This window comes from Oribacterium sp. P6A1, assembly GCF_000702885.1.
Lineage (GTDB): Bacteria > Bacillota > Clostridia > Lachnospirales > Lachnospiraceae > Oribacterium.
The window spans coordinates 1-24,937 of the sequence record NZ_JNKO01000017.1 but is presented as its reverse complement, the minus strand read 5'-3'; the positions used below and the strand labels follow the sequence as shown (position 1 = coordinate 24,937).

Below are 24,937 nucleotides of genomic sequence, written 5' to 3'. Positions count from 1 at the left end.
ACTTTCAGAAGCTTTTTTACCTGGATACATCCGGAAGCTTATGACAAATGTATGATTCTTTCAGGTGAGAGATTATAGCTGATTATAAAAATAAATATTATGGAATGGTTCCTGATTTTTCGCGTATCATTGGATAAAGCGCGGAGCTTTGGGAATTGATTAATGGAGAATGAGATGAAAGATTTTGAATTTAAAGTACCGCAGACTATAAAGTTCGGAGTGGGAAGCCTCAGGGAGATTCCTGAGCTTGTGAAGTCAGAGATGAAGACAGATAAAGTTTTTCTTGTTTCTGACAGAGGACTCGAGTCCATAGGTGTAGTTAAGAAGGTAGTTGACCTTATAGAGGCAGCAGGCATCAGCTGCGAAAGTTTTCTTGATGTGATTCCGAATCCTACAGTTGCCTGTGTGAAAGAAGCAACTGCAAAGTACAAGGAGTCCGGTGCAGGCTGCATCGTTGCTCTCGGCGGCGGAAGCCCTATGGATGTTGCCAAGGCCGTTGGTGTTCTTGCAACATACGGCGGTGAGATACAGCAGTATGTGGGAACAGGCAAGGTTCCCGGCCCTATCACACCTATCATTGCTGTTCCCACAACTGCGGGAACAGGAAGTGAAGTTACGGCTTCAGCGGTAATTACTGACGAGATAACAAACTTCAAGATGTCTGTTTTCAGTTATGAGCAGATTCCGAAGTTTGCGATTCTTGATCCCGAGCTCATCATGACCGCACCTGCTTCTGTGGCAGCTTCCTGCGGTATCGATGCCCTTATTCACGCCATGGAGGCATACGTTTCAAACAATGCCACACCATTCTCAGATGCAATGGCAGAGAAGGCTATGGAGCTTATCGGAAAGAATCTCCGCAGATTCACCGCCAACCGCAAGGACACTGAGGCAGCCAGCGCCATGATGCTGGGTTCCAACTTCGCGGGAATATCATTTGCATGGGCAAGACTCGGCGACGTTCACGCATTGAGCCACCCTGTAAGCGGACATTTCCATGTGGCTCACGGTGTTGCCAATGCCATCCTCCTGCCTTATGTGGCTGAGTTCAACGCCATTGCAGACCGCGACGGAAAGTATGAGAAGATTTACAGATACATCAGGGAAGAGAAGGGACCTGTTGAGAACTTCGTTCCCATGATGCTTGTGGATGAACTTAAAAAGCTTAACAGGCAGCTCGGTATACCTGAGAAGCTTTCGGATGTTGGGGTAACAGAAGATAAGATCGATGTTATGGCAGAAGATGCCATGAAGGGACAGGCTAACATCATGGCAAATCCAAGACAGACCACTCTCAAGGACTGCGTGATGCTTTATAAAGAGGCACTGTGACAGGTCTTTGAGCTTTGGAGAAAGGAAGGATCATTTTTCAGGACCTTCCGTGAAAATGATGATTAAGTGCAGATATCAGAGATTAATTTCCTCTGACATCTGCACTTTTTTATTTTTTAATCCATTCAGAGTCTTTTGCATATTAAAGGCTTGACAGAAATTCAAAAGATGTTTATAGTTAAAAGCAACATATGGAACGGGTTCCATTAATGAATTGAAGGGGATAATGCACAACTTTTCTGGTTGTGCATTATAAAAGGCAACATATGGAACGGGTTCCACAAATGACGTTACTACTGTATATGTAATGCAGAGAAAGGGAGATTCAATGAAAAAGAACCTATTAACCATTTTTTCAACAGTTATGGCCGTATCACTTACAGCATGCGGCGGAGCCTCAACTACAGGAACAGTGCAGGATCAGTCAACCCAGGCGGAATCAAAGACGGCAGACGGAGCAGCGAGCCTGACAATCTGGAGCCCTACAGACAAGGAATCTGTGGAAAAGTGGTGGGCAGAAAAGATTGATGAGTGGAACAAGGCAAATCCTGATATACAGGTAAAAAGAGATGCTATAGATCGTTCTGATTCATACGCTTATGACAATAAAGTTGCAACAGCTGTCACATCAAATTCTCTTCCGGACATTTTCTTCGTGGACGGGCCTCAGGTTTCCTACTATGCAGCGAATGATATCATAGTGCCTCTGGATAAATACTTTACGGCAGAGGATCTGAAGGATTTTGTTCCTTCAACAGTTGCCCAGTGCACATATGACGGAAAGACATATGCCATTTCCGCGACGGAATCATCTGTTGCCTTCTACTACAACAAAGACATGCTCAGAGAAGCAGGCATCGATGTGGATGACATCGATAAAAGAACTGTTGATAACCCTATTACTTGGTCAGAGCTTCGTAATATAGCTGAAAAGTGTACAACGGAGGATCATGTGGGAACACATATCATCATGGATCATGGTGAAGGAATTCCTTATGCACTGGAACCAATGTATATCTCACAGGGTAAGGACTATATAAATGAAACAGGAGATACGGCAGAGGGCTATGTAAACAGTGATGAAGCAGTAAAGACCAGTGCCTTCCTTGCACAGCTTATTGCAGACGGATATGCGAACATAGAGCCCATAACAGATGAGTTCCTTAACAAGGCATGTGCGACCATGCTGGGCGGTTCATGGGATGTGGCAACATTAACAGAGAATGCCGACTTTGACTGGGGAGTAACCTACTATCCGGTTTCTGATGATACAAAGAAGGCAGTTTCACCCTGCGGCGACTGGTCAGCAGCTATTTCAAAGGATTGCAAAAATGTTGACGCTGCAGGAAAGTTCTTACAGTGGCTTATGAATACAGACAATGTTGCTACATATGCAGCAGCGATTGCAAAGCCTGCCACCAGAAACTCTTCTTATGATACCGAGTCAATGGCTGCTTACAAGGATTACCCGCTTTCACTGATGGTTGAGCAGCTCAATCATACTGCAGTACCTCGTCCACGTACTCCGTCCTATGCGTCCTTCTCTACAAAGTATGCAGAGGCTATGTCTAACATATTCTCCGCAGCAGCTTCAGATCATAAGGTTGATGAAGCTTACATCAAGGAGCAGCTTGACAGCGTGGCAGCGGATTTTGCCGAGGACTACAATACTTACTATGCAAAATGATGTTCAAGCATCATATATGTAAAGAACGGCAGTCGGCGCTTATGCGCTGACTGCATAAGAGGAACTATAACATGATAAAGGTAAATAATGTAAAAAACAGAAATGAAGGTACTTCAGCCGCAGTGCTTGTAACACCATCGGTTTTTCTGCTCATAGCATTTCTTCTTGTACCGATGATATACACCGTGTATTTTTCGGTCTTCCGGTATCAGATAATGCGGCCGCAGGACATGACTTTCATAAATTTTGAAAACTACATAAAGCTTTTTCAGGACAAAGATTTTTGGCAGGCGTTTAAAAATACAATTTACTTTACGGTAGTTGTAGTTCCTGTACAGACTGCTCTGGCTCTGGGCCTTGCACTTCTGGTTGCTGCGAGAACACGGGGAGTGGCTTTTTTCAGAACCATGTACTTTGCTCCACAGCTCACTTCTATGGTTGTCATATCCATTCTGTGGACAATCCTTTATAATTCAAATCCCTCCACAGGACTCATAAATTCAATGCTTAAAAGTCTGGGGATGGAGAGCATCAATTTCCTGAGCAACAAAAAGACTGCTATGAATTCAATCATTTTCATGTCTGCATGGCAGGGGGCAGGGTATCAGATGATGATCTTCATCGCAGGACTTCAGGCTATCCCGGCATCTCAGTATGAGGCGGCTTCGGTTGACGGTGCGACAGCATTTCAGAAACTTGTTTACATAACATTGCCGGGGCTGAAATCCACCATAAAATATGTTGTGATGATAACTATGATACAGGCTATGAAGCTCTTCACGCAGCCTTATGTCATGACTAAGGGCGGACCGCAGAACTCTACAAAAACACTGGTCTACTATATCTATACCGAAGGTTTTCAGGAAGGTAATTTTGGATATGCCTGCTCTGCGGCAGCTGTGTTTTTCATCATCGTTGTAACGATGTCACTTGTTATGAAACGTCTGACCATGCCGAAAGACTGAGAGACTGAAAGGGGTATTTCATGAGCAGCAGAACCAGTTCGATTGAAAGACAAAAATTGATAGGAAAAATTCTATTTTATCTTGGGAATTTTATCATCGGAATAATCTTTGTTTCACCTCTGCTTTGGATGTTATGTGCTTCACTGAAACCTGAGGCGGAGATATTTGCCAATATGAATTCCATCAGGACATTTATACCTACACACGCATCCTTCAACAATTATATAGAGGTATTTACACGACTTAATATCCTGAATGTTCTGAAAAATACATTCTGCTATATCGCTTTGATTCTTGTGGGAGATCTGTTTCTGAATTCACTTTGCGGGTATGCACTTGCAAAATTTGATTTTAAGGGTAAGGGACTCATACTTAATCTGGTTATAGCACTTATGGTGCTTCCCATGGAGGCCATTATGCTGCCGCTCTACATAGAGATGTCACAGCTTGGCTGGGTCAATACACTTCAGGCTTTGGTTATCCCTTTCATCCCGAAGTGCTTTTCGATATATATGTTCAGACAGTTCTTTTCCGATATTCCGGATGAGTTGATCGAAGCTGCATATATCGACGGAAGCGGACATATCAGAACCTTTTTCAGTATAGTGGTGCCTATTTCAAAAACAGTTTATGCAACAGTGTTCATACTTGATTTTGTGGCACACTGGAATGATTTTATGTGGCCGTTTCTTGTTATGACCGGAGAGGAAAAGAGAACTATCCAGCTGGCCGTTCAGGTGTTTTTCGGAACACAGCCTGTTCATTACAGTGCCATCATGGCAGCCCTTGTGATCTCTGCGGTACCTATGATCCTCATGTTCATATTCATGCAGAAATACTATGTGGAAGGAATAGCTTCCTCCGGAATAAAGGGATGATGAGATGCAGGTTGATGAAGCGCAGGGAATATGCAAAAATATGTGTATGTTTTTTGATTTAAGGAAAGACGGAAGGAAAGGAGTAAGGAGCTATGGCAACCATACAGGAAGTGGCAAAGCTGGCAGGGGTTGGAGTTGCCACCGTATCGCGTGTCATTAATGATACGGGCTACGTAAAGGAAGAGACGAGAGAACGCATAGAAAATGCTATTCGGGAGCTTGACTATACGCCCAATGCTGTAGCCAGAAATCTGTACCGCAATAAAAACGGTATAATTGCGGTTATTATCCCTGAGATAGATCATCCGTTTTTTTCCGCCTTTGTAAATGAACTGGAGGAGATATTTGCAGAGCATAAATACAGGATGATGCTCTGCAACACCTGGTTTAAAGAGAATTATGAGTATCAGTACCTGAAGATGCTCAAAGAAAAGCTGGTGGATGGGATAGTGGTGGCCTCGCATACATTGGACATTGAGCAGTATGCAGCGGTTGAACGTCCGGTTGTAGCACTTGACAGAGATCTGGGAGATATGATTCCGTGCGTGAGATCGGATCATGAAGCCGGAGGAAGGATGGCTGCTGAAGAGCTGTTGGCAGCAGGCTGCAGAAAAGTGGCTCAATTCAGAAATGAAGAAAATACCTCGGCACCTTTTGTCATAAGGCATGATACTTTTGAAAAGGTACTGAGAGACAGGGGCGTTGAGGTGGTCAATGTCTACACCAGGTGGAACAGCCTGGGCTACGAGTATAACAAAAATCTGTGTAAGGATTTTTTTGCAAGGCATGGTGATATAGACGGAGTGTTTGGTACAGACCTTATAGCACTCAATATCGAAAAGGAAGCCCTGAAGTCAGGAAAGCGTATACCTGAGGATCTGAAGATAGTTTCCTATGACGGAACAGATATCATAGAGATGGCATATCCAACCATAACCGTTATAGAGCAGCCCATCAAGGAACTTGCAAGAGAGTGCTTCAAACAGCTTGAGATGAGAATAGAAGGAAAGGGTCCGGAGAAAAAAGTCATTACACTGCCTGTAAAATTAAAGAGGGGAATGTCGACGGAAGTGAAGGGAAAAGTATGATTAGTGAATTACTGAAAAAGGCCAGAGAGCAGGAGAAAGAGACAGAGAGATATATAGGTGAGGATGAAAGACCCGTATATCATCTCTCGCCCCGGGCAGGATGGATGAACGATCCCAACGGATTCTCGATTTATAAGGGAACGATCCATCAGTTTTATCAGTATTATCCATACAAAACAGAGTGGGGTCCCATGCATTGGGGCCATGCGGTATCAAAGGACTATGTGAAGTGGGATTATCTACCTGCGGCTATAGCTCCGGATGAATCCTATGATAATTTCGGATGCTTTTCAGGCGGTGCGGTTGAAACAAAGGACGGAAAGCAGCTTTTGGTCTATACCGGAGTGAAATCCGAACATAAGGAAGGAAAAGAAATCATACGACAGACCCAGTGTCTTGCTTTCGGAGATGGGGCTGATTATGAAAAATTCCGGCAGAATCCCGTAATAGATCATAAAAGTATTCCGGAGGGCTGGAGTCCCGTGGATTTCAGAGATCCTAAGATATGGTTTGATGAAGAGGATGACTGTTACTACATAGTGGCCGGCAACAGAACAGAGGATGGCAGTGGAGCCATACTTCTTTTTGAAAGCAAGGACGGAAAAGAGTGGAAGTTTGTAACTGTACTTGACCGCTCCAGAAATGAATACGGAAAGATGTGGGAGTGTCCTGACTTTTTTGAACTTGACGGTAAACACTTTATATTTACCTCTCCTCAGTTCATGCAGGCCAGAACGCTGGAATTTCACAATGGAAACGGTAATATCGTGATTGTGGGAAGCTATGACAGGAAAAATCACAGCTTTGTACGCGAAAGTGTATCTGCCATAGATTACGGCCTTGATTTCTATGCCATGCAGACTCTAAAATCCGAGGATGGCCGAAGGATCATGACAGCATGGATGCAGTCTTGGGAGTCCAGTAAGGCGGTGCCCGAGGGACAGAAGTGGTTCGGTCAGATGATTCTTCCGAGAGAGCTGAGCTGTAAAGACGGCAGACTTTATCAGAGACCGGTGAGAGAGATAGAGAATTACAGAAAGGAGCATGTCTCCTACAGGGATGTGGATCTGTTTAATGAGACAACTCTTCCGGGGGTTTCCGGGAAGGTTTGCGATATGGAACTTGAGCTTGTGCCTAACGGACAGAGTTTTAGGGAATTTAAGATATCATTCCATTCAAATGCTGATTTCCATACAGACTTTATTTACAGACCGGAGGATGGTATAGCCATCTTCGACAGAACCTATTCAGGATTCCCGAATGATATAAATAACAAAAGAGAGTTCCCTGTGAGATATAATGGCGGCAGGCTTAAGCTTCGTATACTTCTTGACAGATTTTCCGCTGAAATTTTTGTCAATGATGGGGGAAGTACATGTTCGTCAACAGTATATGCTCCTGAAGATGCAGGAAAAATAAGCTTTTCAGCAAAAGGAAGCGCAGTGATGAATCTCGATTTCTGGAAACTGGACAAGTGAATCCGCCTTGCGCTCACGCGTTCCTCCCATATTCCTCACGCCCAGGCCGCAAAAAACGTCCTTACGTGATATCATAGTTTAAAAGAGAATATAAGATACCTGACATTCAAACATTAATGGTGCGCTGCCATTTTTAATGTGAGAAGTCTGAAAGCAAAACCACCCTTGATATTTCATGAGCTCTTTATGGTCATGGAAGTTAAGGGTGGTATTTTTGTGAGATTTTAGCTGATGATCGCAATGCATATTTGCTACAAAAATACAATCTTAAAAAGCTGTCAATTTGGATAAAATTAAGTTGGCGTTTGATATAGAATTCACAAAAATCATAAAGTGATGCATTTATGGGCGATTATGCTCTTTACATTTGTGCAATACTAACTATAATACTAATTAATTAATTGAATTAACTAATTAATGCAAATCAAATAAAGAAGCAGGCGAGACGGAATCAGACCATTGAAAATGGGTTTAATGGGGACAGGATTCTCGTCAAAGAGGAGGAAGTAATGAAGTTCTTTTTAGACAGTGCAAAATTAGATGAGATTGACTATGCGTACAAGACATTCGGAATTGACGGTGTAACAACAAACCCTAAGCACATCATGCTCAGCGGAAAGCCTTTTGTAACAGCCATTACAGATATCGCAAACTGGATTAAGGAAAACGGCCTTGAGGGTATCGATAAGTTCCCTGTATCCATCGAGATCAATCCACATCTTGACAAGACAGAGGATATGGTGGCTGAGGCAAGAAAGTATGCAAAGGTTTCTCCAAACTTTGCTATCAAGATTCCTGCAACAGAGGCTGGTGTAGCAGCAGCAAGACAGCTTGAAAAGGAAGGCATCAGAACAAACCTTACACTTGTATTTGCTCCTGCACAGGCTATTTTCGCAGCTAAGAACGGTTCACTTTTTGTATCACCTTTCATCGGCTGGAAAGAGGACAACGGCGAAGACTGCAGACAGTACATCAAGGACATCGTTGACATCTATAAGAACTACGGCTTCTACGGAAAGACACAGATCATCTGTGCAGCACTTCGTTCGCCAAAGCAGATGGTTGACTGCGCAGTAGCAGGTGCAGACATCATCACAGCAGGTCTTGCAATTTACAAGAGTGCTCAGCACCACGCATACACAACTCAGGGAATCGGAACCTTCTGTGATGCATGGGACAACACAAAGACAGAGTAATCATTTTTGGAGGAAGCAATGAAGATTGGTTTTATCGGACTCGGAATCATGGGCGAGTCAATGTGTGCAAATATAGTAAAAAAGCACGACGACACAGTTTACTGTTTCGATCTTGCAAAAGCAAAGGTTGAAGAACTTGCAAAGCTGGGAGCAGTTCCTGCTGAGAACAATGTTGACCTCGCTGAGAAATCGGATGTGATCATTTCCATGGTTCCCAAGTCAGAGCATTCAAGAGCGGTTTATACCGAAATCCTTCCTAAACTTGGAAAAGGCAAGATCTGCATCGATATGAGTACCATCGACCCAAGCGTTTCAGTTGAGATCGCAAAGATGGTTAAGGAAACAGGCGCTCAGTTCGCAGATGCTCCCGTAGTTAAGTCAAAGCCTGCAGCAATTGCAGGAAAGCTTGGAATCTACGTTGGTTGTGACGAAGAACTTTACGATACAGTTCGTCCTATCCTTTCCTACATGGGTGAGAACATCATCCGTATGGGTGAGAACGGAACCGGAATCACCATGAAGATCCTTCACAATGCACTTGTCGGACAGATTCAGAACGGTGTAAATGAAGTTTCAAACCTTGCAGCAGTCTGCGGCATAGACATTCAGACTTTCGCAACAGCTATTTCCTACGGCGGCGGACAGAACTTCTATCTGGACAGCAAGAAGGACGTTATTGAGAAGAATGATTTCACAACAGCATTCTCCATCGAGAACATGTATAAGGATGTGAACATCTGCAAGAAGCTTGCTGAGGAAAAGGGACTTCCTATGCCGGGTGAGATGAACGTAGTTAGAGTTTACGACAAGGCAATGGAGATGGGATTTGCCAAGGAAGACTTCTCGGCGACCATCAAGGTTGTAAGATCTGAAAAGGCATAAAGAGAGTAACTGTAAAAGGGGAATGAAAGATGGCGGTGGTTGATCCACGGGGAAAATAACGACAGGGGAGATGGCCGTTTATCTATGAATAATTATGGAGCTTTTAAAGCATTTAAATGAAGTTAATGATGTTTCTGTAAAGTCAGTTCTTGACCCGGAAGCCTTCAAGACCTACGGACGTGTAGTCACAGGATATGATTTTTCGGAAGTTATCGCCTATATGGAAAAAGAAACTCCTATTCCGGAGCAGGGCAATGTCTATGTAGCCTCGGTTCCCGAAATGGAGAACCTGGCTGTAAAAGAGAAGGTTGAGAATCTTCTGTACGGAGGGATGCCTATAGAAATCGGATACTGCAACGGAAGAAACACAACATACAACGGTTTCGAGTATCACAAAGGCAGCGAGATAAACATTGCCGTTACAGACTTTATGCTTTGTCTCGGACATGTCTGGGACATAAAGGATAATACCTATGACATAAATGATGTGCAGGTATTCTTCGTACCGAAGGGCACAGTGATAGAGATGTATGAGACAACTCTTCACCTTTCACCCTGCAGAGTGACGGATGAAGGATTCAAGGGAGTTGTGATTCTGCCAAAGGGAACCAATACACCTCTTGAAAAGCTCACTCCTGTAGATAAAGAAAGCGAGCTGCTTCTTCAGAGAAACAAATGGGTCATCTGTCATCCTGAGAGAGAACCACTGGTAAAACAGGGAGCGGTTACAGGAGTCATCGGACCAAATAAGGAACTCCATTATTGAAACTTTTGCCATGATCACGGGGTGCAGCCGTCACTGTGAAGCGGCGGCGCAGCCTTCGTGACAGATAAACGCTTCAATATAGAAAACAAAAGAGGGCAGTATGGAATTACAGATTATTGGTCAGACACTAAAACTTACAGAGGGTGACAGAACCATCCTTTCCGCAGATTCGGAGAGACCTTTGATTTATGTGGGTCATGGAAAAGAATCTGTGGATATGTACAGAGGAAATTTCAAGATCGAGGATTATGTGGAGGATAAGGTTCCTTTGAAACTTACTTCAGCGGAAGAAAAAGACGGTATCACTGTTCTTGATTTTGAAGGAAAGATAAGTGCTGCAGTTGCCGTAAAGGGTGAGTGTGCGGAAATAAAATTAGAGAATCATGATCCGACCATAAACAGGTTTTGGTTCAGAGTCGCAGCCGACAAGGATGAGCATATCTATGGCTGTGGTGAGCAGATGTCCTATTTTGACCTGAGAGGGAGACATTTCCCCCTTTGGACATCAGAGCCGGGAGTCGGCAGAGATAAAACCACATATGTAACCTGGAGATCGGACGTTGAGAACAAGGCCGGAGGGGACTACTACAATACGAACTATCCTGAGCCTACCTTCGTTTCATCAAAAAGATATTATCTCCATGTTGATTCAACAGCCTATGCTGATTTTGATTTCAGATATGATGAGTTCCATGAGCTTCAGATCTGGGAGGTTCCCGCTTCTATACGCATAGAGGCAGCAAAGGATTTTGAAGAACTTCTTTTAAAGGAAACAGCATACTTCGGAAGGCAGCCTGAACTTCCCGACTGGGTATATAACGGACTTATCTTCGGAGTTCAGGGCGGAAATGAAAGGTCCTTCGGACTTGCGGAAAAGATACGTGAGAAAGGCGTAAAGCTTTCGGGAATCTGGTGTCAGGACTGGTGCGGCAAGAGAATCACAAGCTTCGGCAAGAGACTTCAGTGGGACTGGCATTATCACAAAGAGATGTATCCGGATCTTCCTGAGAAGATAGCAGAGCTTCACAAAAAGGGAATCAAGTTCCTCGGTTATGTGAACCCCTATCTTGTGAATGACGGAGAGCTTTTCAGGGAAGGCGAAGAAAAGGGATATTTCGCAAAGCGCCACGATGGTACCACATATCTTGTGGATTTCGGTGAGTTCTACTGCGGTGCGGTGGATCTTACAAACCCGGAAGCCTTCGAGTGGTTCAAGGGAATCATCAAGAAGTACAGCATTGACATAGGAATCGACGGATGGATGGCGGATTTCGGTGAATACCTTCCAACTGACGATATTGTGCTTCACAGCGGAAAAGAGGCTATGGTTGAGCATAATCATTGGCCGCTTCTCTGGGCAAAATGCAATTACGAAGCGGTTTCCGAGACGGGCAATCTCGGAAAGATAGTTTACTTCATGAGAGCAGGTGCTAACGGCAGTCAGAAGTACTGCACACTTCTCTGGGCAGGGGATCAGTCGGTGGATTTTTCAAGACATGACGGACTTTGCACAGTTATCTCGGCGGCTCTGGGAACCGGTATGATGGGATGCGGAATCAGCCACAGCGACATCGGCGGATATACTTCACTTTTCGGTAATATCAGAACCAAGGAAGTATTCATGAGATGGGCTGAGATGGCGGCATTCACACCGGTTATGAGGACTCATGAAGGAAACCGTCCCGATGACTGCTACCAGTTCTACGATGATGAAGACGGAATCCTCAGGATGGCGAGACTTGTAGACATTTACACCATGATGGCACCGTACATAAAGGACGCAGTCAGGGAAAATCATGAAAAGGGAATGCCGGTTCAGAGACCGCTGTTCCTTCATTATGATGAGCCACGATGTTATACGGAGCAGTTCCAGTATCTTCTCGGAAGAGATGTTCTGGTGGCACCGGTTTATACAGCAGGGCAGACAGAAAGAGAAGTATATCTTCCGGATGATGAGTGGATCCACCTCTGGACAGGACAAAGCTACGGACATGGTGTCAATGTCGTAGAAGCGGAGCTCGGTGATACTCCTGTATTTTACCGTAGGACATCAAAATACAGAGAACTCTTCGAGGGTATACGTGTTAAATACGGAAAATAAAAACTAATGTTAAGTACAAATTTCATTTTATTCTTTCTGGCCATATTCGTGACACATATCATGCACGGGGTCACAGGCTTTGCGGGAACGGTACTGGCCATGCCCTTCGGGCTGATGCTGGTTGGATATACGTCGGCAAAACCTATACTGAATGTACTTGGTATGGCAAGCGGCATATATGTGTTTCTGGGAAACAGAAAATATGTGGACTGGAAAGAGCTTAGGAAGATAGTAGTGATCATGGGATGCGGAATACTTCTTGGTATTCTCATCAAGGATCAGCTCCTTGGAAAGGAGAAAATGCTTTATTTCGTCCTTGGAGCCTTTGTTATATGCGTCTCGGTTCACGGCCTTTATAAGGAGCTGATCGCCGGGAGAGTACGGAATAAAGAAGGGGACAAAACAAATGAGGCTGCCTTCACAGGGGATGTAAAGGAAGATGATGTTGCTTCGGAGAGTTCCGGAAGAGAAAGTTTCAAAGACAGGCTTTTGTATCTGCTTCTTCCTATAGCAGGAATAGTACATGGCATATTTGTCAGCGGAGGACCGCTTCTCATTAGTTATATGACTAAAAAGCTGCCGGACAAGAACAGATTCAGAACCACCATTTCAACGGTCTGGATATTTCTGAACGGTATGGTACTTGTGGATGACATAAGATCGGGCTACTGGAATATATCACTGATCATAAGTGCTCTTGTGGCAGCGCCGTTCCTGTTCTCGGGACTTAAGATAGGTTCCATTCTTTACAAGAGGATGAGCCAGAGAACATTCATGATAATGAGTTATGTATTGCTTCTCGTCATGGGCGTAAAGCTGCTTTTATGAGGGGATTGGCTAAGTGTGAATAGATCTGATGGAATTATAGAGATATAGGAGCACAAACAGAGGGCAGACGACATTGTCAGACTGAAACAGAATTATGGGTCCTGAAAGGACCGCGTAAAATAAAAATTATTAAAGGTATAGTAAACAGGAGGAAGTTACTATGAGAAAACAATTATTGGCAGGATTTCTTGCAACAGCAATGGCAGCAGCATCACTTACCGGATGCGGAAGCTCAAACACAGCTGCACCTGCAACAGAGGCAGCAAAGACAGAAGCAGCTAAAACAGAGTCAGCTGCAGAAACAAAGGCAGAGGAAAATAAGGCTACAGGAAGCGGTGAGACAGTTAAGGTTATCTGCCCTTACGGCGTAGGCGGAACAGCAGATATCATCGCAAGAAAGTTCGCAGAAGTAGCAACAAAGACTCATCCTGAGTACAACTTCATCGTTGAGCAGCAGACAGGCGGTGACGGATTTGCAGCAGCAACAGCATTTACACAGGAAGATCCAAGCACAACAGATCTTCTTGTTTACGGATACGGTGTAGCTTATCGTCATGATCTCGGAAAGCAGTTCAATACAGAGGTTGTTGAGTTTGACAGAAGTGAGATCCTTCCGCTTGCAACAGTAGACGACAGAACATGGATCCTCTATACAACACCTGACCAGACACTTGCAGGACTTCTTGAGAAGTCAAAAACAGGCGGACTTAAGATGTCCGGAGGAAACCCTCTTTCAGACCCACATCTTGCTTTAGGTTCACTTCTTGCTCAGGAGGGCGGAAAGGTGATGGTAGTACCTTATGACGGTGGTGCTGCTCAGAAGAAGGGCCTTACAGATGGTGAAGTTGACTGTTTCGTAGGTACAACACAGGCTGCACAGGAAGATGTTGAAGCAGGAAATCTTATCCCTGTACTTGCATTCTCAGATAAGGCATTCACAGGCTTCAAGGGACCTCAGGGTGATATAACAGTTCCTTCACTTGCAGGTGCCGATATGGCAGCTGACCTTGATTCTTCTAAGGATTATACAAAGTCAATCCTTCCTGCCGGCGGTTCTCTTGCAACACGTAAGGGCGCTTCACAGGAGTGGCAGGATGCAGTTATTCAGGTTGCCAAGGACGTTTGGGCAACAGATGAGTACAAGGATTTCATCGCAAGCATCATGCTTAACGATACAGAGATCTACGGACAGGATGATGTTCAGCATTATGAGGATGCTTGTAAGGCAGCACTTGAGGCATTCAAGCTTCTCAGCGGTCAGAACTGATTCTGGTTATCAGGTATAAATAGTTGTTCATTGAATTATTAATAAGTTAAAAACTTAAGAGCTGCCCGGCATTGCCTTTGTGCAGTGCCGGGCTGTTTTGGTCTATTTTGGAGATTTTCTTATGAAAAAAACAATTAAAATCAGAACCAACCTTCTGGCGGGTATCGTAATGGGACTGTTTTCGGTCATCATGCTTCTGGTAATGCCTACACAGGTGCGACTTCCCATGTGGGATTCGGGAGCGCCAAGCCCAAGAATCATACCCGGTATATGTCTGGTTGGCATACTTATCTGTTCCATCATACTTCTGGTACAAAGTCTCGTTTTCCATAAAGAGCATATTTATGAATTCGTCTGGGAAAATGAAAGAAAAGAGCTGCTTCTTATCGCAGCGCTGGTAGTGTTTGTAGCACTCACAAAAACACTTGGTTTTATTCCTGCAGGAATGCTTATCTTTTGCGCCATTCAATGGTATGAAGGTGAAAGAAAGCCGCTTATCTACATTTATACACTGGCTATGGTGGTCATAGTTTACTTCCTTTTCCAGAATGTGTTCCATGTGGATCTTCCTGCCGGAATACTCAAGGGAATAATCTAAAGAGGTATGATTATGGGTTATTTTGATTATATTTCATCCGCTTTTGCTGCGGTATTTACATTAGGAAATCTGGCATTCATATTCGGCGGAATGCTCATGGGAATGGTTATCGGCTGTATCCCGGGACTCAGTGTTACCCTGGGAATCATCCTTTTCCTTCCTCTTACATACGGAATCAAGGATCCGAGTACAGCTATCATTTCACTCCTTGCGGTTTACGTAGGAGGAATGTACGGCGGTTCCATAAGTGCCATCACACTCAATACTCCCGGTACAAACTCAGCTATCGCCACAACCTTTGACGGTTATCCTTTGGCTAAGAAGGGAAGAGTTCTCCAGGCACTTGATACATCACTTTTTGCATCATCCTTCGGTGGTATCATAGGAGCACTTTTACTGCTTGTTCTTGCTGCACCGATTGCCGCATTTGTTTCAAAGTTCACTTCAGTTGAGTATTTCTCAATGGCAATCCTTGGAATCTCACTTCTTGCAGGTGTATCAGGAAATTCACTTCCAAAGGGAATCCTTTCAGGTCTTTTCGGAATACTTATCGCCTGCATCGGTGTTGATGCCGTAACAGGTGTTTCCAGATTCACTTTCGGAGTATCCATACTTCAGTTCGGTATCGATATGCTTCCTGCCATGATCGCCCTTGTTGCTCTTAAGCAGGTTGTTGGAAAGCTTGCGGAGTTCAAGGTAAACGGCGGAAAGATGGAAGACGCCAACAAGATCGATAAGAAGGGATTAAGCCTTTCAGAGGCGAAGTCAATACTTCCTGCAACAGCACTTTCTACAATTATCGCTTCCTTTATCGGTGCCATGCCCGGCGTAGGCGGCGGTGTTGCACAGTTCCTTTGCTATAACCAGGCAAAGCAGTTATCAAAGCACCCCGAGAAGTTCGGTAAAGGTTCTCTCGAAGGAATTGCAGCAGCAGAGTCTTCAAACAATGCTGTGGTTGGTTCTGCAATGATCCCTCTTATGACCATGGGTATCCCGGGAGACGGTGTTACAGCCCTCCTTCTCGGAGCTTTCATCCTCCACGGCATGCAGCCCGGACCAAACATGTTCACAAAGCAGGCTGTACAGGCTTACACAATTATCGTCGGATGTTTTGTTGCTAACTGTTTCCTTTGGCCCCTGGGTAAAGTCATGACAAGAGCGGTTGCAAAGGTGGTTCAGGTCAAGTACACCTATCTTGCACCTGCCATCATGCTTTTCTGCTTCGCAGGAGCATTTGCGGGAACAGGAAACTTCAAGGAAATGATCTTCTGTGCCGTACTTCTGGTATTCAGCTATCTTCTTAAGATCATGGAGATAGATGCCATACCGCTTCTTCTCGGACTTATCCTTGCGAAGATCATGGAGACAAACTTTGTTACAGCCATGATGTCCTATGACAGAGATTATCTTATCTTCTTCAAGAGACCTATATCTCTCATCATCCTTCTTATCACTGTTGTTCTGGTTACTTCAATGATTAGAATCAACAAGAAGGTTGAGGCCCTTAATGATGCACAGGCTGAAGAAATCGAAAAGATGCATGAGGATCTTTCGGTAGAGGCTTGTTGAAGGGGAGTGAATGATGACCGGACGGAAAATGAATCTTGAGTCACGGTAATCATTCCGAAAAAAACAGACTTAAATCAGACAAAAAAGATATCTGAAGTTTCGATACATCAAGAAAGCGGACGAAATATGTGCCAAGCATGTAGGAACCTTATACAACGGATATCGAACACTAAAAGTAATTGGAAAAGAGGAAATAACAATGGGTTTTCAGGTGGCATATGTGCCTATCGGAGTAGGAACATTTCATTTAGAGAGTGCTGAGATTCAGTTCGAAAAATCAATAAAGATGCTTAGAGATATCACAGAAGATGTTGTGGTGCCAAAGGAGATGCTTCTCTCTATCGATCTTTTGGATGAGTTTCTGGATGAGATCAACCCGGATCTTATAGTTTTACAGAACATTACTTTTGCCAACGCTGCATATGCTACAGAAGTGCTTCGCAGATTTTCATGTCCTATCCTGCTTTGGACTCTGAGAGAACCTGTTATCGACGGAGGAAGACTCAGACTTAACTCCCTTACAGGTGCTTTCTCTGCCGCAAACAGCATAAAGGCCTTCCGTAAGGATTCAAAGTTCGAGTATATGTTCGGAGGCCCTGAGGAAAAGGAAATCATCGAAAAGGCTGCGGCCGCTATCAAGGCAGCAAGGATAAAAGCAGATTTAAAGGGCTTGAAGCTTGTGTCCATCGGACATACACCGCAGGGCTTCGGTTTCGGAAGGGCGCTGGATGCAGATATCACGTCTGTTTTCGGAGCAACCCTTGATTCCATCGAATCAAGAGAGCTTATCAACAAGGCTAAGTCATATACCGATGAAGAGTGTGCGCCTTACCTTGAGGATGCGAAGAAAAAGATAGTCGGACTTGATAAAACTCCTGAGAAGAACGTAAAGGATTTTGCGAAGCTCTATAAGGCCTATAAGGATTATGTCACAGAAAATCACATCGGTGCCATTTCATCACGCTGCTGGCCGGATTTCTTTACGGATTTCGGAACACCTGTATGTGCGGTACTGTCACTCCTTAATTCTCTCGGAGTAAGCGCAAGCTGTGAATCCGATACCTATGGTGCTCTGTCAATGTATATAGGCTCAAAGCTCACCGGCAGATCCTGTTTCTTCGGGGATCCTGTATCTCTTGATGAGGGTGAGAATACCATAACCTTCTGGCATTGCGGAATGGCAGCCTGTGACCTTGCAAGAAAGGACACCGGAGCTGAAGTTGGAGTACATCCTAACAGAAAACTTGGACCGACCATGGAATTCGGCTGCGAGAGCACAGAGCATGCCACCATTTTCCGTGTGGGAAGAGACGAGAACGGAAAGTTCAGATTCTTCATAGCAGAAGGAGCAGTACTTGACAAGCCAAAACAGTTCCTTGGAACATCTATCGTAGTAAAGACAGAGAATAACTCCAAGGCTATCGTTGAGAAGGCAGTCAAGGATGGCTGGGAACCGCACTATGTTGTGACTTACGGAAGCTGTGCCGATGAACTGGAAATGCTTGGAAATATGCTGGGTATCGAAGTGCACAGGTTCTGATCCCGATTGGGAAATGTGGCTATTGTCAGTGCTTTTCTAAAAAAAACACGGGATTTCAAACGTTTTGTGCATGGTTGGCCTTGAAATCCCATGTTACAATTACAAACAATGGTGTTAAAGAATGCTTAGGATACGGACATTTTCATTAAAGTATGTACAGAGTTCCTTTTTATATTTTTCTTGCAGCGTATAGGAGACGGCATGAAATACTCAGGTATAAACAGCAACGATGTTAAATCAGAAAACAGAAGTAAGATCATCCGTTTGTTAAATGATAAGGGTGATATGGCGAGGAAGGATATTGCGACTGCACTTGGACTTACTGCCGCTGCCGTAACACAGATAAGCAATGAACTTTTGGAGATAGGCATTCTGAAAGAAAACGGTGAGATGGAGGAAGAGGCTCATGTGGGACGTAAAAAGATCCGCATAGGGCTTGACGACGATTTCACGAAGATATTGGGAATCTGTATCGAAAGAAATGTGACGGTGGTTTCCGTAAATAACATGAGAGGCAAATGCTTACTGAAGAAGACATTGGCAACGGATACTGAATTACCGCCGGAGATATTTCTTGAGAAGATCATCGACGCAGCCTATGAGCTGATGGAAAGTCTGGCAATTACGCCGGATGACATCCTGGGAGCGGGAGTATCGGTGCCCGGTAATGTTTCAATGGACAGACTGATGGAGGATGATATCCCGAGCCTGTGGAATGCACCTGTACCTGTCCGAAGAAAGCTGGAAAGAGGTCTCCGCATTCCGGTGATTGTTGAGAACAATGTCAATGCCTTTGCCATTGCCGAGCTGATCTACGGCGCAGGCAGGGAAAAAGGAAACTTTGTGTTTGTCAAATGGGGCCCGGGACTTGGATCCGCCATAGCCATAAATAACAAGGTATATGGAAATCAGGACGGAAGGATACCCGAGCTCGGACATATCATACTGGATGAAAAGGGCGGTACACTTGAATCCATGGTCTCATTAAAGACCATTACGGAAAAACTCAGGGAGAGTTTTTCGGAGAGTGAAACCCCGGAACTCTGGGAGGCACTTGGCGGAGATCGGGAAAAGATAACGACAAAAACGATATCCCTTTGGGGAGGGATTCGTGATTCCGGTCTTGAAAAGATACTTTATGAGGTTATGGATAAGCTTGCTCTTGCCCTGTACAATGCTTCTATGGTTCTGCCTCCGGATAAGATTATTTATTATGGCAGCCTGTTTGAACTGCCTTATATCAGAGAAAACTTCAAGAGGATTTTCGTGGAACGCTATCATATGGAAGACATTGATATGATCAATAAATCCACATTGGGCGAATTCGAAGATTCCATCGGCGCTGTAGCCATAGTTTTCAATGATAAAATATTAAAGTTAAAAGCATAAGAAAATCCCATACCAAAAGCAATAGGGCTCCGAAGGCAGCTTCGGAGTCCTTTTTGCTGGATTTCCAAAGTTCTGGAAGTGGGTCAAAGCAGATTGAGAGGCAGTCGTAAGGGTCTGTACCTCCACCCTTTTGCTGAAAAAAATTTCCGGAATAATGAATTTGACACTTTAAATCATTAAATTTGCGCAGATAAAAACAAAAATTAAATCTTTCTAAATCATTACAAAAAAGGAAAAAAATTTAATATTTTTGTTGCATTTTTGTTATTGATAGGGTATCATGATGGTGGTGGGAATAATATAGTAAGTAAGCTTATGGGCACAAAGTTCACAAGTAAGAAACGTTGGCATAGGCGTGCAGAAGATGAAACATCATTTTCTGTACGCCCTTTTTATTGCAAAAAAGAGGATAGTTAAATTATTGTCAGCAAATTAAGTGCATGGCTTGTAATCTATATAAATAAAAATTATAATGACAGCATGATTCGGCTCATGCGGTGGGCTATGATCTTAAAACGATCGTATGTTGTCATGGGACGAAAATAGTCTTCGGTTTTGGAGACAAGTATAGAAAATTGAATAGAAGAAGGTGATGAAACTATGATTATTGCAATTACTTATGATCCTGATAACAAAGAGGTATTTCAGCATTTCGAGAAGACCGGATTCTTTAAGCTCTATAATATAGAGAAGAATGTTATCATAGATTCATCGGTTGTCAGTACAGATGGTCAGGGGCATTGTGCTCTTGCCGGAGTTCTGCGCAGAATCGGTGTGAACGCAGTGCTTTGCGGAGACATCACAGAAGATGCCCTTGTGACACTTGCACAATTAGGCATTAGAGTGTATGACGGTGTACTCGGCAGCTGTGATAAGGCGGCTGAACAATTCGCTGAGGGGTGTTTGAATTGTCAGGATAGTACTGAGAGCTGTGCAATGGCTGAATATCGTCTTGCATGTGATTGAATCCCGGAAATATAAAATCAGAGTATCGTAAAAGGCCCATGACTTTAGGGGGAGTCATGGGTCTTTTCGTTAGAATACAGATATTTGTTTGAGGGTTTTACATAATTTAATAATAAAGGTTGGAACAATTCCAAAGTCAATATAAAATATAGACTAATAGGGGGATTTTTAATAAAAGACAGGATCAAAAAGGGGATGAAATTATGAATATCAATCAGGCCAGCCGTATGACAGGCGTTTCAAAGGATATGATACGGTTCTACGAAAAAAAGGGAATGATTGATCCTCAAAGGAACAGGGGCAATAATTATCGCGAGTACAATGACCATGATCTGAATCTGATAGTTATGATACATGAGTACAGTACCATGGGGATGTCTCTTAAGACTATTTTACGTCTGATGAAAGGACAGGATATAAGAGATGCTACATGCGAGCTGGAAGATTCCATCCAAAGGCTTAGAAATGAAGAGATGTGGATCAGGGCGAAGATAAACAGCGCCGTGGATTCCGCAAAACTGCTCAGTATGGTAAGAGATGAGATTCCATACGAAATCGGCGTGCGACATAGCTCATATTGTTATGAAATAAAAGATGAGAGTCCCGGAGATGTCTATAGTTCCCTTGCGGAGAATGGAGGCATTGCCAGGTCTGTATTCAGAGTCAGGAGAGAGAACCTGGAGAATGATGTGTGGCCGGAGGAACATGCACTGCTGTTCACGACACCTATGGAGGAATTTGAAGATGAAACCGAACGGATTCCGGAGCATAAGTATTATAGAACCATACGTAAACATGAGAAGGGGAGCAAGCTGAGATACAGAGACATTAAAGGCATCATTGACGAGATAAGATCCATGGGCTACAATCCCGAGGGTGAAATCTATATCTACCAGATCATGGGAGGTATAGAAGAAGATATTGAGGATCTGGTCTGTGTAGAAATTGACATAGGAAGAGTTTCATGATGTAAGCTTTCGGCGGATTTTGCGAGAATCGTGGGCTTTCTGGCAGGTCAGGAGGAACTGACAAAAAGCGGCAGCCCTTCCGGCGGAACGATTCGATGCCGATTTTGACACGCAGGTCATAGTATGAGATGGAAAAGGGGAAAAGAGAATTATGCAGGTAAATAAACGTGATATAGTTATTTCTATTTTATTATCTATCGTAACATGCGGAATATATATGCTGTACTGGCATTACTGTATTGCGAGAGATGTCAATGAGGTGACAGATCATAGAGAGGATACATCGGCGGGGATGGTTCTTCTGCTTTCAATAGTGACCTGCGGTATCTATAAGTTCTATTGGTTATATCGTACAGGTACAAAGCTGGATGAAACCTTCTCAAAGTGCGGAAGACAGAACCAGAACAGAGGAATTCTGTTCCTTCTTCTTTCTATTTTCGGAATGGATCTGCTGGTGTTTTCGATTGTACAGTCGGAGATCAATGATTTAACTCCGTATGGAAACATTCAGATCAATATCTGATAAAGCATAAATTTTCAAACAAAAGTGCAGTTGCCGGAGAGGTAAAACTCTTTGGCAGCTGCACTTTTTTGAATACAAAATACAGTGAAAAACATTGGCTAGCGTGCGTAATGCTATTTTGAATTGTATACAATAAACGCGAAAAACGACGGAATTTCAAGCCTTAGTGAATGTGCATCATCCGATTGTTAAAAATTTATAAATAATGATAAAAAATAATCATAAATGTCCGAAAAATATCATTTGTTTTCATGCAAAATTGATAGTGCTACAATGCACGTAGTTGATTTTGCGAAAGGTCATGTCGGATTTTTGTTGAATTTGACATGTGACGTCAGCTCATCACAAAAAGAAAAAAACGGGCTGATGTTTCCATTCAGAGAGGAGTAATTATGTTAGTAAAAGTTGGTATCAATGGTTTCGGTCGTATCGCAAGAGTTATCCTTCGGATTCTTGAAGAGCGTGACAATGACATCGAGGTATGTGCCATCAACTTACGAAATGCGGATCTTGCACGTATGGCTTATCAGATGGAGTATGATTCTGTATTTGGCAGATTCAGAGGAAGAGTCCGCTGTACAGATAAGGAACTCGTTATCAATGGCAAGAAGATCCATGTGTTCTCAGAGGATGATCCTGCAAACATTGACTGGGCATCAACTGGAGCTGAGTACATCATTGAATCAACAGGTAAGTTCCTTCGTCTTGAGGATTGCGAGAAGCATTTCAAGGGCGGTGCAAAGAAGGTTATCCTTACTGCACCCGGTAAGGATCCGGATTTCCCTACATTCGTATTTGGTGTAAACAATGAGAGCTATGATCCGTCAATGAGAATCATTTCCAATGCTTCATGTACAACAAACTGTCTTGCGCCTCTTGCAAAGGTTCTCAATGAAAAGTTCGGAATCGAGCGTGCGCTTATGTCCACTATTCATGCATCCACATCAAAGCAGAAGCCTGTAGACTCTAACGGCGGTCGTGACTGGAGAACAGGACGTTCTGTATTCAACAACATTATTCCTTCTTCCACAGGTGCAGCAAAGGCAGTAGGCATGGTTATACCTGAGCTCAAGGGCAAGATGACAGGTCTCAGCTTCCGTGTACCTACAAATGATGTATCAGTAGTTGATCTTACAGCAGAGCTTAAGACAAAGACAAGCTATGAGGAGATCTGTGAAGCAATCGAACATGCATCCCGTCATGAGATGAAGGATATCATCGAGTACAATACTGATGAAATCGTTTCTTCAGACCTGAGAGGAAATTTCCAGACTTGTATCTTCGATGTTAAGGCCGGAATCATGCTCGATGATAATTTTGTAAAGCTTATTGCCTGGTATGATAATGAATGGGGTTATTCAAACCAGTGCATCAACCTTTTACAGTATGTTGCCCGTAAGGATGCAAAGGCGGCAGCTGCTGCGGCAAAGAACGGAAAGAAGGAAGAGCCAAAGGCTGCTCCTGCAGTTCAGGAAGCTGACAAGAAGCAGAATGAGAAGAAGAAATAATTCTTCAAGACAAATGGTATAGATAATATAAAAGAATATTTACATATATATTAAGAGTGAAAAGAATGGGCGGTGCTGCGTAACAGCGCCGCCTTTTTAACTTGTAAAATGTTTTCATAATAGTATACTTTAAAATTAAAAACCGAGTAAAACTTCGGGAAATTAATACGAATGAGTTTGAATTGTATGTCGGGTCATGACAGAACTTGAGCAGAATGAAAGTGTATATGACCCTGAAAGGTAAACGATGAAGAAAAGCATTTTGACCTGTGCGGCAGTGATTTCAGCATGTTTAGTGATGTCTGTATCTGCATATGCCGGTACCTGGCTTCAGCTGGGACAAAACAACTGGACCTATATCGAGGATGGATATTCCGTAAAAACCGGATGGATAAGTGACTCAAATAAGACTTATTATATTGATCCTGCAACAAACCTTATGGTGACAGGTTGGAAATATATTGGCGGAGTACCGTATCTGTTCGGAAGTGACGGAGCTTTGATAAACTGCTTTACCGGCGGGGCTTCAAATATGAGTACAGAAACATTAATAAATGGATTTGGGAAGACATTGCCCCTGTGCTATGGAAACAACTACCACATGGCAGGCACCGCTGCAGGCTTTGGTATGTCTGGAGAATCAGAGACTGACCGGAAGAGCTATGAAGAGATTTCCGGTGAAGTTTATGCCATGGTCAATGCTTACAGAGCGGAGAATGGTAAAAACGCTCTTTTACTGAATGGCACTCTGTCCGGGGTGGCGATGAAAAGGGCTGAGGAGTTAAGCAGAAATTATTCTCATATAAGGCCGGATGGTTCAAGATGTTTTACTCTTATGAAAGAGAATGGATATTCTTATATAGTCGCGGCTGAAAATATAGCTTTCGGGCAGACGTCTTCTGGCGAAGCATTTGTCACATGGATTAATTCATCAGGGCACAGAAGAAATATACTTGGTGATTTCACTGAAATAGGAATAGGCGTATATAAAAACAACGGAACATATTATTGGGTGCAGGAATTCGGAAGAAAGTGACACTGCATTTTGTATTAAAATAAATACTCAAAATTGTTTGACAACAAAAATTATTACTGCTATAGTGTACAAGCTGTCAGCGAGAGCAAAACAAAAGCTCCTCTGAAACAGCTCAGAACCTTGAAAATCAAAGATCGATTAATACACAGACCCTGAAGATTCTAAGAATTAGATTTTCAGAAACGACAAAAGTCGTAGCGAATTTATTCGCAGTAAAGAATAACGGACAGAACAAAAGCCAAGCTTAAGTTTTGAACGGGAAGAACTTAAAGAGCTGTAAGCTCTTAACATGAAATCGGAGAAAATGCCATTTAAATGCGCTTCGCGCAGGCATTTTCGCTTGATTTCGGCTAAAGCCGAAACCAGCCTCGC

Annotated in this window: 21 protein-coding genes; all 21 read left to right on the top strand. The window is 43.4% G+C overall.

Features of this window, described 5'->3' with window-relative positions; genetic code table 11:
- Window positions 1-174 precede the first annotated feature (174 nt).
- The 21 genes from T515_RS11225 to T515_RS16710 all read left to right on the top strand — a co-directional run bounded on the left by T515_RS11225 (window position 175) and on the right by T515_RS16710 (window position 24,565).
- Window positions 175-1,332, top strand: coding sequence for an iron-containing alcohol dehydrogenase (locus T515_RS11225; RefSeq protein ID WP_036611128.1), 1,158 nt, complete (start codon window positions 175-177; stop codon window positions 1,330-1,332).
- Window positions 1,333-1,660: 328 nt separating this feature from the next.
- The gene (locus tag T515_RS11220; RefSeq protein ID WP_036611126.1) at window positions 1,661-3,019 is read left to right on the top strand and encodes an ABC transporter substrate-binding protein; all 1,359 of its coding nucleotides are present in this window, start codon (window positions 1,661-1,663) and stop codon (window positions 3,017-3,019) included.
- 71 nt (window positions 3,020-3,090) lie between these two features.
- Window positions 3,091-3,984, top strand: coding sequence for a carbohydrate ABC transporter permease (locus T515_RS11215; RefSeq protein ID WP_036611123.1), 894 nt, complete (start codon window positions 3,091-3,093; stop codon window positions 3,982-3,984).
- 20 nt (window positions 3,985-4,004) lie between these two features.
- Entirely contained in the window at window positions 4,005-4,862 is an 858-nt protein-coding gene (locus T515_RS11210) for a carbohydrate ABC transporter permease (RefSeq protein ID WP_036611121.1), read from the top strand.
- A 92-nt stretch (window positions 4,863-4,954) separates the two neighbouring features.
- A complete protein-coding gene (locus T515_RS11205; protein ID WP_036611118.1) occupies window positions 4,955-5,950 on the top strand; it encodes a LacI family DNA-binding transcriptional regulator in 996 nt (331 codons plus the stop codon).
- A complete protein-coding gene (locus T515_RS11200; RefSeq protein WP_036611115.1) occupies window positions 5,947-7,428 on the top strand; it encodes a glycoside hydrolase family 32 protein in 1,482 nt (493 codons plus the stop codon). Before T515_RS11205 ends, T515_RS11200 begins: the two co-directional genes overlap by 4 nt.
- A gap of 509 nt (window positions 7,429-7,937) precedes the next feature.
- Window positions 7,938-8,624, top strand: a complete 687-nt coding sequence (locus T515_RS11195) for a transaldolase family protein (protein ID WP_036611113.1) — start codon at window positions 7,938-7,940, stop codon at window positions 8,622-8,624.
- Window positions 8,625-8,642: 18 nt separating this feature from the next.
- Window positions 8,643-9,506: an NAD(P)-dependent oxidoreductase gene (locus T515_RS11190; protein ID WP_036611110.1), complete on the top strand. Its 864-nt coding sequence runs from the start codon at window positions 8,643-8,645 to the stop codon at window positions 9,504-9,506.
- 94 nt (window positions 9,507-9,600) lie between these two features.
- Window positions 9,601-10,272 (top strand): DUF4867 family protein, encoded by a 672-nt coding sequence (locus T515_RS11185; protein ID WP_036611109.1) that lies wholly within the window; start codon window positions 9,601-9,603, stop codon window positions 10,270-10,272.
- A 100-nt stretch (window positions 10,273-10,372) separates the two neighbouring features.
- Window positions 10,373-12,373 carry an alpha-glucosidase gene (locus T515_RS11180; RefSeq protein ID WP_036611106.1) on the top strand — a complete coding sequence of 667 codons (2,001 nt, stop codon included), beginning with the start codon at window positions 10,373-10,375 and terminating at the stop codon, window positions 12,371-12,373.
- A gap of 6 nt (window positions 12,374-12,379) precedes the next feature.
- Window positions 12,380-13,201, top strand: coding sequence for a sulfite exporter TauE/SafE family protein (locus T515_RS11175; protein ID WP_036611102.1), 822 nt, complete (start codon window positions 12,380-12,382; stop codon window positions 13,199-13,201).
- A gap of 160 nt (window positions 13,202-13,361) precedes the next feature.
- Window positions 13,362-14,468, top strand: a complete 1,107-nt coding sequence (locus tag T515_RS11170; protein WP_036611100.1) for a tripartite tricarboxylate transporter substrate-binding protein — start codon at window positions 13,362-13,364, stop codon at window positions 14,466-14,468.
- Window positions 14,469-14,589: 121 nt separating this feature from the next.
- Window positions 14,590-15,066: a tripartite tricarboxylate transporter TctB family protein gene (locus tag T515_RS11165; protein WP_036611096.1), complete on the top strand. Its 477-nt coding sequence runs from the start codon at window positions 14,590-14,592 to the stop codon at window positions 15,064-15,066.
- A 12-nt stretch (window positions 15,067-15,078) separates the two neighbouring features.
- The gene (locus T515_RS11160; RefSeq protein ID WP_036611093.1) at window positions 15,079-16,635 is read left to right on the top strand and encodes a tripartite tricarboxylate transporter permease; all 1,557 of its coding nucleotides are present in this window, start codon (window positions 15,079-15,081) and stop codon (window positions 16,633-16,635) included.
- A gap of 199 nt (window positions 16,636-16,834) precedes the next feature.
- A complete protein-coding gene (locus T515_RS11155; RefSeq protein WP_036611091.1) occupies window positions 16,835-18,175 on the top strand; it encodes a fucose isomerase in 1,341 nt (446 codons plus the stop codon).
- 201 nt (window positions 18,176-18,376) lie between these two features.
- The gene (locus tag T515_RS11150; protein WP_036611089.1) at window positions 18,377-19,564 is read left to right on the top strand and encodes an ROK family protein; all 1,188 of its coding nucleotides are present in this window, start codon (window positions 18,377-18,379) and stop codon (window positions 19,562-19,564) included.
- 600 nt (window positions 19,565-20,164) lie between these two features.
- A complete protein-coding gene (locus T515_RS11145) occupies window positions 20,165-20,530 on the top strand; it encodes a NifB/NifX family molybdenum-iron cluster-binding protein (RefSeq protein WP_051671666.1) in 366 nt (121 codons plus the stop codon).
- 203 nt (window positions 20,531-20,733) lie between these two features.
- The gene (locus T515_RS16715) at window positions 20,734-21,498 is read left to right on the top strand and encodes a MerR family transcriptional regulator (RefSeq protein ID WP_051671665.1); all 765 of its coding nucleotides are present in this window, start codon (window positions 20,734-20,736) and stop codon (window positions 21,496-21,498) included.
- Window positions 21,499-21,649: 151 nt separating this feature from the next.
- Window positions 21,650-22,021 (top strand): DUF4234 domain-containing protein, encoded by a 372-nt coding sequence (locus T515_RS11135; RefSeq protein WP_036611087.1) that lies wholly within the window; start codon window positions 21,650-21,652, stop codon window positions 22,019-22,021.
- Between the two features lie 392 nt (window positions 22,022-22,413).
- Window positions 22,414-23,529 carry a type I glyceraldehyde-3-phosphate dehydrogenase gene (gene gap / locus T515_RS11130; protein ID WP_081832789.1) on the top strand — a complete coding sequence of 372 codons (1,116 nt, stop codon included), beginning with the start codon at window positions 22,414-22,416 and terminating at the stop codon, window positions 23,527-23,529.
- Between the two features lie 247 nt (window positions 23,530-23,776).
- Entirely contained in the window at window positions 23,777-24,565 is a 789-nt protein-coding gene (locus tag T515_RS16710; RefSeq protein ID WP_051671664.1) for a CAP domain-containing protein, read from the top strand.
- Window positions 24,566-24,937 lie beyond the last annotated feature (372 nt).

What these genes read in the sequence shown, in the direction of transcription:
- T515_RS11215 (WP_036611123.1), top strand. Translation starts at nt 3,091, where the DNA reads ATGATAAAGGTAAATAATGTAAAAAACAGAAATGAAGGTACTTCAGCC.
- T515_RS11195 (WP_036611113.1), top strand. Translation starts at nt 7,938, where the DNA reads ATGAAGTTCTTTTTAGACAGTGCAAAATTAGATGAGATTGACTATGCG.
- T515_RS11220 (WP_036611126.1), top strand. Translation starts at nt 1,661, where the DNA reads ATGAAAAAGAACCTATTAACCATTTTTTCAACAGTTATGGCCGTATCA.
- T515_RS11225 (WP_036611128.1), top strand. Translation starts at nt 175, where the DNA reads ATGAAAGATTTTGAATTTAAAGTACCGCAGACTATAAAGTTCGGAGTG.
- gap (WP_081832789.1), top strand. Translation starts at nt 22,414, where the DNA reads ATGTTAGTAAAAGTTGGTATCAATGGTTTCGGTCGTATCGCAAGAGTT.
- T515_RS11205 (WP_036611118.1), top strand. Translation starts at nt 4,955, where the DNA reads ATGGCAACCATACAGGAAGTGGCAAAGCTGGCAGGGGTTGGAGTTGCC.
- T515_RS11185 (WP_036611109.1), top strand. Translation starts at nt 9,601, where the DNA reads ATGGAGCTTTTAAAGCATTTAAATGAAGTTAATGATGTTTCTGTAAAG.
- T515_RS11210 (WP_036611121.1), top strand. Translation starts at nt 4,005, where the DNA reads ATGAGCAGCAGAACCAGTTCGATTGAAAGACAAAAATTGATAGGAAAA.
- T515_RS11155 (WP_036611091.1), top strand. Translation starts at nt 16,835, where the DNA reads ATGGGTTTTCAGGTGGCATATGTGCCTATCGGAGTAGGAACATTTCAT.
- T515_RS11160 (WP_036611093.1), top strand. Translation starts at nt 15,079, where the DNA reads ATGGGTTATTTTGATTATATTTCATCCGCTTTTGCTGCGGTATTTACA.
- T515_RS16715 (WP_051671665.1), top strand. Translation starts at nt 20,734, where the DNA reads ATGAATATCAATCAGGCCAGCCGTATGACAGGCGTTTCAAAGGATATG.
- T515_RS11150 (WP_036611089.1), top strand. Translation starts at nt 18,377, where the DNA reads ATGAAATACTCAGGTATAAACAGCAACGATGTTAAATCAGAAAACAGA.
- T515_RS11175 (WP_036611102.1), top strand. Translation starts at nt 12,380, where the DNA reads ATGTTAAGTACAAATTTCATTTTATTCTTTCTGGCCATATTCGTGACA.
- T515_RS11190 (WP_036611110.1), top strand. Translation starts at nt 8,643, where the DNA reads ATGAAGATTGGTTTTATCGGACTCGGAATCATGGGCGAGTCAATGTGT.
- T515_RS11145 (WP_051671666.1), top strand. Translation starts at nt 20,165, where the DNA reads ATGATTATTGCAATTACTTATGATCCTGATAACAAAGAGGTATTTCAG.
- T515_RS11180 (WP_036611106.1), top strand. Translation starts at nt 10,373, where the DNA reads ATGGAATTACAGATTATTGGTCAGACACTAAAACTTACAGAGGGTGAC.
- T515_RS11170 (WP_036611100.1), top strand. Translation starts at nt 13,362, where the DNA reads ATGAGAAAACAATTATTGGCAGGATTTCTTGCAACAGCAATGGCAGCA.
- T515_RS11200 (WP_036611115.1), top strand. Translation starts at nt 5,947, where the DNA reads ATGATTAGTGAATTACTGAAAAAGGCCAGAGAGCAGGAGAAAGAGACA.
- T515_RS11165 (WP_036611096.1), top strand. Translation starts at nt 14,590, where the DNA reads ATGAAAAAAACAATTAAAATCAGAACCAACCTTCTGGCGGGTATCGTA.
- T515_RS16710 (WP_051671664.1), top strand. Translation starts at nt 23,777, where the DNA reads ATGAAGAAAAGCATTTTGACCTGTGCGGCAGTGATTTCAGCATGTTTA.
- T515_RS11135 (WP_036611087.1), top strand. Translation starts at nt 21,650, where the DNA reads ATGCAGGTAAATAAACGTGATATAGTTATTTCTATTTTATTATCTATC.